Origin of the sequence: Vibrio albus, from assembly GCF_003144035.1 — a bacterium.
In the GTDB taxonomy this organism is placed as follows: domain Bacteria; phylum Pseudomonadota; class Gammaproteobacteria; order Enterobacterales; family Vibrionaceae; genus Vibrio; species Vibrio albus.
This window is the reverse complement of sequence record NZ_QFWT01000015.1, coordinates 63,592-71,673: the sequence shown is the minus strand read 5'-3', so window position 1 is coordinate 71,673 and position 8,082 is coordinate 63,592. Positions and strand designations below refer to the sequence as shown.

The 8,082-nt window shown below is 47.4% G+C and carries 10 protein-coding genes and 1 rRNA gene; 3 read left to right on the top strand and 8 right to left on the bottom strand.

All coding sequences use genetic code 11. The features are described 5' to 3' along the window. Positions 1 to 76, bottom strand: a 16S ribosomal RNA gene (locus DI392_RS19025); the annotation flags it as partial. Positions 77 to 568: 492 nt separating this feature from the next. Between DI392_RS19025 and DI392_RS19020 the strand changes: the two genes are divergently transcribed. Beyond that, positions 569 to 1,120: a gamma carbonic anhydrase family protein gene (locus DI392_RS19020; RefSeq protein ID WP_109321275.1), complete on the top strand. Its 552-nt coding sequence runs from the start codon at positions 569 to 571 to the stop codon at positions 1,118 to 1,120. On the opposite strand, the gene DI392_RS19015 is transcribed toward DI392_RS19020, so the two are convergent. The 3 genes from DI392_RS19015 to tsaC form a co-directional block, all read right to left on the bottom strand. Beyond that, a complete protein-coding gene (locus DI392_RS19015) occupies positions 1,117 to 1,377 on the bottom strand; it encodes a DUF1488 family protein (RefSeq protein WP_109321274.1) in 261 nt (86 codons plus the stop codon). The two genes, DI392_RS19020 and DI392_RS19015, sit on opposite strands and share 4 nt — an antisense overlap. Further along, positions 1,377 to 2,210 carry a shikimate dehydrogenase gene (aroE, locus tag DI392_RS19010; RefSeq protein ID WP_109321273.1) on the bottom strand — a complete coding sequence of 278 codons (834 nt, stop codon included), beginning with the start codon at positions 2,208 to 2,210 and terminating at the stop codon, positions 1,377 to 1,379. The genes DI392_RS19015 and aroE overlap by 1 nt, the downstream gene beginning before the upstream one ends. Positions 2,211 to 2,320: 110 nt before the next feature. Continuing rightward, positions 2,321 to 2,878, bottom strand: coding sequence for an L-threonylcarbamoyladenylate synthase type 1 TsaC (gene tsaC, locus DI392_RS19005; protein WP_109321272.1), 558 nt, complete (start codon positions 2,876 to 2,878; stop codon positions 2,321 to 2,323). A 220-nt stretch (positions 2,879 to 3,098) separates the two neighbouring features. On the opposite strand from tsaC, the gene purE reads away from it, so the two are divergent. Further along, on the top strand, positions 3,099 to 3,584 hold the full coding sequence (purE, locus tag DI392_RS19000) for a 5-(carboxyamino)imidazole ribonucleotide mutase (RefSeq protein WP_109321271.1): 486 nt from the start codon (positions 3,099 to 3,101) through the stop codon (positions 3,582 to 3,584). Positions 3,585 to 3,589: 5 nt separating this feature from the next. Beyond that, positions 3,590 to 4,720 (top strand): 5-(carboxyamino)imidazole ribonucleotide synthase, encoded by a 1,131-nt coding sequence (locus tag DI392_RS18995; RefSeq protein ID WP_109321270.1) that lies wholly within the window; start codon positions 3,590 to 3,592, stop codon positions 4,718 to 4,720. 36 nt (positions 4,721 to 4,756) lie between these two features. Here the strand turns inward: DI392_RS18995 and DI392_RS18990 are convergent, their stop codons facing one another. From DI392_RS18990 to DI392_RS18975, 4 genes are read right to left on the bottom strand one after another with little or no spacing between them, the layout of a single operon-like run. Next, positions 4,757 to 5,335 (bottom strand): DNA topoisomerase family protein, encoded by a 579-nt coding sequence (locus DI392_RS18990; protein WP_109321269.1) that lies wholly within the window; start codon positions 5,333 to 5,335, stop codon positions 4,757 to 4,759. Between the two features lie 14 nt (positions 5,336 to 5,349). Then, positions 5,350 to 5,823, bottom strand: coding sequence for a DUF494 family protein (locus DI392_RS18985; RefSeq protein ID WP_109321268.1), 474 nt, complete (start codon positions 5,821 to 5,823; stop codon positions 5,350 to 5,352). Between the two features lie 2 nt (positions 5,824 to 5,825). Beyond that, entirely contained in the window at positions 5,826 to 6,932 is a 1,107-nt protein-coding gene (gene dprA, locus DI392_RS18980) for a DNA-processing protein DprA (RefSeq protein WP_109321267.1), read from the bottom strand. 11 nt (positions 6,933 to 6,943) lie between these two features. Continuing rightward, complete coding sequence (locus DI392_RS18975; RefSeq protein ID WP_109321266.1) at positions 6,944 to 8,041, bottom strand: LysM peptidoglycan-binding domain-containing protein; 1,098 nt, start codon at positions 8,039 to 8,041, stop codon at positions 6,944 to 6,946. Between the last annotated feature and the right edge of the window lie 41 nt (positions 8,042 to 8,082).

The following is an 8,082-nucleotide window of genomic DNA, read 5'->3' as shown; positions in this document are numbered from 1 at the left end:
GTCGTTTCCGCCCGACTTGCATGTGTTAGGCCTGCCGCCAGCGTTCAATCTGAGCCATGATCAAACTCTTCAATTTAAGTTTTTGTGTTCCGAAGAACGGCTCAATGAATACTGATTACATTCCCTATTCTTGCGAATAGTGACTGTGAATTGACTGTGCCGAACTCTCTATAAAGAAAGTATCGTTTGGTCACTCAGTTCATTGATAAATCTTTTGATTATCATCAACGAGTGCCCACACAGATTGATAGGTTTAAATTGTTAAAGAGCGTTGCTTTGAAGCTTTCCTCAAAGCGGACGTGCATTTTAACGAGATAATTGTCAGTGTCAAACACTTTTTCAATTTTATTTCTCAGAAGCTTTCGTCCTGACTGACTCTTGGCTGAAGCCTTGTGGGCTCTGCCGTGTCAGTGAGGCGGCATTATAGAGATCCCACTCACATTGGCAAGGCCTTTTTTATAAAAAACTGCTTTTTTTTACTGGTTGGCTGTTTTTTGCTCATTAAAGGCCTATTTTACTAATTTCATCGCTCGTTTTATGCTGTAGTAGCACAAATTAAGGGGGATTTATGAGCAAATTAAGAAGCTATAAAAGTATTGCTCCAAAAATAGGGCATAACGTCTATATAGATGAAAGCGCAGTATTGGTCGGAGATATTACTCTTGGCGACGATTCCAGTATCTGGCCTTTAGTCGCAGCCAGAGGCGACGTTAACCATATTCAGATTGGGCAACGGACGAATGTTCAGGACGGAAGTGTTCTGCATGTTACCCATAAAAACCCAGCTAACCCTGACGGTCATCCGTTGATTATTGGTAATGATGTGACAATTGGTCATAAAGTCATGCTGCATGGCTGCACGATTAAAGACAGAGTTCTGGTTGGTATGGCCGCTATAGTACTGGATGGTGCGGTTATAGAAGAAGAGGTAATGATTGGGGCCGGGAGCCTGGTTCCGCAAAATAAAGTACTGGAAAGTGGTTATCTCTATCTGGGCAGCCCGGTAAAACAGGCGCGTGCTTTAACTGAAGAAGAACGCGCCTTTTTACAAAAATCAGCAGATAACTACGTAGCCACAAAGAATGACTATCTGCAGCATGTTCATCCGGTTGAACGTTAGAGCTCTACCTGACCGGCAGAATTGAACTCTTCCTCTTCGATTCGTTCTTCTGCCAGCTCTTCAATATCAAAGCGTAATACGTTGAACTGTTGAAGAGCCTCCTCTCCCGATGAGATCTCTTTGCCTGCCAGTTGAGTCAGCTTACCCAAGCTAATCACACACTCGATCAGTGCCCCCGCCTGTTGGGCTGGAAAAATAATAACCTGCTTTTCTTCATTCCAGTCCTGTATATCAGGAAATAAGATTGACTGATTCATTACTGACCTTCCAGGTTTTTTCTTAACTCTCTTAAAATCTGTTTAGTACCGGGTCTAAGCCCACGCCAAAGCATAAAACTTTCTGCTGCTTGGCCTACCAACATTCCTAAACCGTCATAAGTATGGGCAACTCCATGCTCTCTGGCCCACTGGTTAAACGTTGTTAAACCGGAGCCATACATCATGTCATAGGCCACACTGGTACCCGAAAAAATAGCCGCAGAGATCTCGGGCAGCTGTTTATGCAGACTGGCAGAGGTCGAATTGATGATGACATCAAATGAAGTATCAATGTCCTCCATAGGTACCGCTCTGACCTGACCAAATGGTTGAAACATCTCCTCTAGAATCTGGGCTTTTTCAAAAGTACGATTCGTAATGACCAGCTCAGTGGGTCCCTGATCCAGTAAGGGTTTCACGACTCCTCTTGCGGCACCACCAGCACCAATCACCAGTATTCGGCTTCCTTTAAGTGGTACCTGTTGATTCAGCAAATCCTGAACAAGGCCTTCACCATCAGTGTTATCGCCGATGATTTCTCCATCATCCAGCTTTTTCAGTGTATTAACAGCTCCTGCCAACTGAGCCCGTTCCGTTAAACGCCCGGCAAACTGAAAAGCGTCCTCTTTAAAAGGGACGGTGACATTGCACCCTTTGCCACCCTCAGCAAAGAAGGCCTCTGCCGCTTCCTGAAAATGCCCGACATCCGGCTGAGCCGTTTCATATTGCATGTTCTGCATCGTTTGTCTGGCAAACAGGGTATGAATGAAAGGGGATTTACTTTGTGAAATAGGGTTACCAAAAACGAGATACTTATCAGGAATACCAGCCATGTCCTTGCCTGTACTAAAAAATAAAAAGGTCAGACCTATGACCCTATCACTTCACTCTCTATTCGCCAACGCTTTATAACAAGACGATCTTTCAATACCTTACTTACAACTTATCCCTGTCTTAAAATTTTACCGGTTCTTGCATCGCGAATTTCGGACGGATTATCCCTTCCTCCTGTTGAGCCAGCCAGAATCACCACATCAGAATTACCCAACTGCTGCTCTACTTCTGCAGTAGTTTTACACGGCGGATAGCCGGATAAATTCGCACTGGTAGAGGTGATCGGCTTACCATAAGCGCGACAAAGCTTCTGCACCAATGGATGATCCGTTACCCGAACCGCAACGGAATCAAACTGTCCGCTCACAAGAGAACCTACCCGCTCACTCACCGGCATAATCCAGGTTACCGGTCCCGGCCAGGAATTTTTGACCGTGAGCATCTGAGCGTCAGTCAGCAGGGACTCATCAATATAAGGCAGCAGCTGTTCATAACTGGCTGCAATTAAAATCAGCCCTTTGTCGGCTGGGCGCTGCTTTATGGTCAATAACCTGGTTATCGCCTCGGCATTATCCGGATCACACCCAACACCAAATACGCCTTCTGTCGGATAGGCAATAACCTGACCATTCTGTAACGCCAGAAGAGCTTGCTGAAAATTATCCATACTGTCTAAATTCTTTTATCAACATTCACCTGCGCTAGTGTACAAACGTTCGGTAAAACTGGCTAAACCTATTTTTAGAACAAATGTGTCTATGTTTGAACGAAAGGTATTCTCAAGGGATATTTATCTTTCAACGCAAACGTTTTCCTTAGACTGTTTTCCCCGTATAATGCGCGCAAATCACCCAAACACTCAGTAAATGTGCTTAAAGGAGTTTTCGATGACCGTTGGGATTATTATGGGTTCTAAATCAGATTGGCCGACCATGAAACTGGCAGCAGATATGCTGGACCAATTTGGTGTTCCTTACGAGACAAAAGTGGTTTCTGCTCACCGAACTCCTCAGCTACTGGCAGATTATGCCTCCAGCGCCAAAGAACGTGGTATCAAAGTGATTATTGCCGGAGCCGGTGGTGCAGCCCATCTGCCTGGTATGACAGCCGCTTTCACCAGCATTCCTGTTCTTGGGGTACCCGTTCAGTCTCGTGCATTAAAAGGTATGGACTCTCTGCTTTCTATTGTACAAATGCCTAAAGGTATTGCCGTTGGTACACTGGCCATTGGTGAAGCTGGTGCTGCGAATGCGGGTATTCTGGCGGCACAAATCATCGGTACCCATGATGAAGAAGTGATGGAAAAAGTTGAATCGTTCCGTCAGACACAAACCGACACCGTACTCGCCAACCCAGACCCGTCGGAGGATTAATTCAGATGCATGTTCTTGTCTTAGGAGCAGGACAACTAGCCCGGATGATGGCACTAGCCGGCGCTCCTCTCAACATTAAGCTGTCTGCATTTGATGTAGGAACAGGCAACATTGTTCACCCCCTCACTCAGGCTCTCCTTGGGCACGGGTTAGACAATGCCATTGAACAGGCCGATGTCATCACTGCTGAATTTGAGCATATTCCTCACGACGTCCTGGATATCTGTGAAAAGAGCGGAAAGTTCCTGCCCAGCACTGAAGCCATTAAAGCGGGCGGTGATCGCCGCCTGGAAAAAGCCTTGCTGGACAGAGCACAGGTAGCCAATGCCAGATATTACGTTATCAACAGTCGGGAAGACTTTGCTGCAGCTATCGACCATGTCGGTCTGCCAATGGTACTGAAAAGCACACTGGGCGGCTATGACGGTAAAGGTCAATGGCGTCTGAAAGCCGATTCAGATGTAGAGGCTATCTGGCTCGAAATGGCGGCTTGTATTGCCGAAACACCAAACCAGGCGATCGTCGCAGAAGAATTCGTTCCGTTTGACCGTGAAGTATCACTCGTCGGTGCCCGCGGTAAAAGCGGCGAAATTGAAGTGTATCCTCTGGCTGAAAATGTTCACACCAACGGCGTACTGTCGCTGTCCACAGCTATTGTAGATACAGAATTACAACAGCAAGCCAAAGCAATGTTTACTGCTGTCGCCGAAGAGCTGAATTATGTCGGTGTACTAGCACTGGAATTCTTTGATGTTCAGGGCAAACTGCTGGTGAATGAGATTGCCCCCCGGGTGCACAATTCCGGACACTGGACCCAACAAGGCGCAGAAACCTGCCAGTTTGAGAACCACCTGCGGGCAGTATGCGGTATGCCACTTGGCGGAACGGCTCTGATCCGCCCTACTTCTATGGTCAACATTCTGGGTGAAGACGCTCTGCCACAATCAGTACTGAGTCAGCATGCCTGTCATATTCACTGGTACGGTAAGGATAAACGTCCGGGAAGAAAGATGGGACACATCAATGTGTGTGCTGACAATCTGGAAGCTCTTAGTCAGGAACTGGTTAAGCTGGCTGACCAGCTGGATGAAACCGCTTTTCCTGCTGTCCGGGAAAATGCGCTTAAGCTAAGCTGATAACAGCAAAACAAGCATCAAAAGCCCGCCCCAACATCAGGCGGGCTTTTTTGTACCCTGAATATGCTGACATTTCTTATCAGCACATTGCAGTTGCTTACCACTGGCCAGCGTTTTTTCTACCAGCAGCGGAAAGCCGCATACCTCACAGATACCGGATACCGGCGGGTTGTTGACCGCAAACTTGCATTTTGGGTAGTTATCACAGGCATAAAAAGCCTTACCGAAACGAGACTGCCTCTCCACTAAAGACCCGGTTTTACACTCCGGGCAAGGCATCGTTTCCTGCGGTTTCTCATCGTGAGTAGCATCCAGTGATTCAATATGCTGACACTCAGGATAACCACTACAACCAATAAACATCCCGTAACGACCCTGCCGCAATACCAGTTCCTGTCCACATTCAGGACAAGCCACGCCGAGTGCCTTTACAATATGCCCGTCATTCTGATGCAGGGGTTTAATGTAGTCACAATCAGGATAGTTCGAACAGCCGAGAAAGGGACCATGTTTTCCATGGCGCAGGGTAAGTTCAGCACCACACCGGGGACAGGTATCATGCCCCAGCGCGTGTTCGTGAGCTGTAAACAGCTGATGATTAATTTTTCCACTCATAACAGATAAAGAGTTTAGTGCAGCATGCCCATCTCGGTTGAGAACAACAGTTCTTCCATCTGGGTATAAGCATTTTCGTTCCCCGGTACATTAAATAGCACCATCAGAATGACCCACTTCAGATCATCCAACTGAAGGTCATGCGTTTCCAGCCCCATCACCCGGTCTATCACCATTTCTCTGGTTTCGGGTGTCAGTACTTTAATCTGTTCCAGCAGCAACAAAAACCCCCGGCATTTCACATCCAGACGACGCATTTCACTCTGTGTATAAATACGGGTAGACGTGGCATCACCGACAGAAAATACAGGACGAGTATCGCTATTCTGTAAAGCGGCCAGCCCTTCCAGCCAATCTAGTGCCTTATAGATTTCATTCTGGTGAAAACCTGCGCGCAGAAGCTCCTCTTCAAGTTCGTCCTGGTCGACCATTAGTTCTACATCGCTATGAATGTAGGTTTCGAACAAATACATCAAAATGTCCATCATAGCTAACCCCTCCTCATCCGAATATAACCACCCTGAACGGCGGTAACGTGCCCTTGAAGCTCGAGCTCCAGAAGCTGCATCATAATTTCATGCACAGGGATATTGGTTCTCTGAGCAAGAATATCAACTGGTACTGCCTCTTTTTCCCCTACGTTAGCTAACAGTTCAGGAAATGGCAATTGCTCTTTTTCAACTTCTTGCTCAAACAGCTCACTCTGAGTGCTTACGGACCAGTTAACCAGATGACTCACTTCCTGCAAAATATCATCGGACGACTGAATTAAAGTCGCCCCTTCTCTGATCAATTGGTTACCGCCCCGACTTTTTGGGTTATTAATGGAACCCGGTAATGCAAACACCTCTCTTCCCTGCTCACACGCATACCTTGCTGTAATAAGAGAGCCGCTGCGTTCAGCCGCTTCTATCACCAGAACGCCGGATGAAAGCCCGCTGATGATCCTGTTACGCCGGGGAAAGTGTTCCGCCATCGGAGGGGCATCCGGACGAAACTCTGACACAAGCGCCCCTTGCTCGACTATTCGCTCAGCCAGTTTTTTATGCCGTCGGGGATAAAGGTTTTCCAGCCCCGAGCCCAACACTGCTATCGTATCTCCTTCCGCTTTCAGCGCACCATCATGAGCATGACCATCCACCCCCAAAGCCAGTCCGCTGGTAATAGTGAGCCCTTTCCTAGCCAGATCCGCAGAAAAAGCGCGAGCGGTCTCCAGCCCTTCCCGGCTTGCATTGCGACTACCCACAATGGCTATCTGCGGTTCAGAAAGAAGAGGCAAAGCGCCTTTAACAAACAGAGCGGCAGGATAGGCACTGATCTCTTTGAGTAATGGCGGATAAGCCGAAGACAGAGGAGTAATAATATGGTGCAGAGACGACTGTTGCTGCCAGCTCAGGCACAACTCAACCTGACGTTCTGCATCTTTTTTCAGATAATCGATCTGGGCAGGTTTCAACCCGAGAGCGGTTAAACGTTCATAGGAAGCAGTAACAATATTAACGGGTGAATCCAGAGAGAGAAGACGGGCAAGTCGCTTCCCGCCCATCTTCGGCATAAAACTCAGCGCCAGCCAGGCTGACAAATCCTGCTCCGTCATAATACAAGCAACTATTTTGCTTCACGGCCAACTGAGTTAACAATCAATGGCGAGACAGCAAGAGATCGCTTACTCACAGGTGACTGACTGTTGGTGATAATTGCTAAGCTAAAATACTCATACGGCCGGATGACCATGATACTGCCAACCAAAGTATCTGGAAGCTGAATACTTCCCCACTCTCCCAACGAGTCATAGGTAAACTCTCCGGCATCACCATAGACTTCAGAACCGGCCTCAATCAGGTGAAACATGGTTCCCTGACGTAAGTTATCGTGAGTACCGCGATCGATAACCACGACCTGATTGACTGCCGTATAACGAGCCCCGTCTATCGACCCAAGAATATGTGCTGTCATTTCAGGCTTTGCCGGGCCTGGGTAGAACATCCGCGATAAAGAGAGCTTATCCAGACCTACTTCCGGCAATACAATATCGTTCGGCAAAATTTCCTGCTGCTGAGACACCACACTTAATCCGCTAAACTCTTTATTTGTCTGTACCAGTGTAGCAGTGGCGACTAAGCGTAACGACGTCATACTAACATCAGGCTCATCCCGCTCAAGCTCACCAACCCAGCGATAAATCCCCCACTCACGATGAGTATGTTCGCCACTGATATAGACTCGTTCATTGGCTGACAGGTATTTGCGTCCCTCACTGGTACCCAGTACATGCTGAGCCGTATCCAGAACAGAATCCGTCACTAACCGATCCGATTTGATATACGGCAACACTAACCCATCAGGTAATGTAGGCAGCGCTTCATTTTTACGCTGGATACGTAACTGAGGAGACAGTTTTCGCATAGGCTTAAGGCTAAGCACAGGCTGCCCGTTATGCCACATCAGAGACAGTTTATCTCCCGGATAAATGAGATGTGGGTTATCGATATCAGGGTTCACCTGCCACAAACGAGGCCAAAGCCATGGACTATCTAAATACAGAGCAGATATGTCCCATAAGGTATCCCCTTTTTTAACCAGATAAGTGGTCGGTGCCCCCTTTTTTAATACCAGAGGGATATCAACAGAATTGGCTGCAGACAGGGTAAAAGAGAAAAAAAGTGATAAAAAGACTGCAAAAAAAGAGTAAAATGACTTGAACATGACCCGGGTTCCTTGGCCGATAAAATGGTTAGCACCTGTTT

Bases quoted from the DNA above. Each gene is read 5' to 3' on its own strand.
- tsaC (WP_109321272.1), bottom strand. From the start codon at position 2,878: ATGGATAATTTTCAGCAAGCTCTTCTGGCGTTACAGAATGGTCAGGTT.
- DI392_RS19015 (WP_109321274.1), bottom strand. From the start codon at position 1,377: ATGAATCAGTCAATCTTATTTCCTGATATACAGGACTGGAATGAAGAA.
- purE (WP_109321271.1), top strand. From the start codon at position 3,099: ATGACCGTTGGGATTATTATGGGTTCTAAATCAGATTGGCCGACCATG.
- dprA (WP_109321267.1), bottom strand. From the start codon at position 6,932: ATGACGGAGCAGGATTTGTCAGCCTGGCTGGCGCTGAGTTTTATGCCG.
- DI392_RS19020 (WP_109321275.1), top strand. From the start codon at position 569: ATGAGCAAATTAAGAAGCTATAAAAGTATTGCTCCAAAAATAGGGCAT.
- DI392_RS18990 (WP_109321269.1), bottom strand. From the start codon at position 5,335: ATGAGTGGAAAAATTAATCATCAGCTGTTTACAGCTCACGAACACGCG.
- DI392_RS18985 (WP_109321268.1), bottom strand. From the start codon at position 5,823: ATGATGGACATTTTGATGTATTTGTTCGAAACCTACATTCATAGCGAT.
- DI392_RS18975 (WP_109321266.1), bottom strand. From the start codon at position 8,041: ATGTTCAAGTCATTTTACTCTTTTTTTGCAGTCTTTTTATCACTTTTT.
- aroE (WP_109321273.1), bottom strand. From the start codon at position 2,210: ATGGCTGGTATTCCTGATAAGTATCTCGTTTTTGGTAACCCTATTTCA.
- DI392_RS18995 (WP_109321270.1), top strand. From the start codon at position 3,590: ATGCATGTTCTTGTCTTAGGAGCAGGACAACTAGCCCGGATGATGGCA.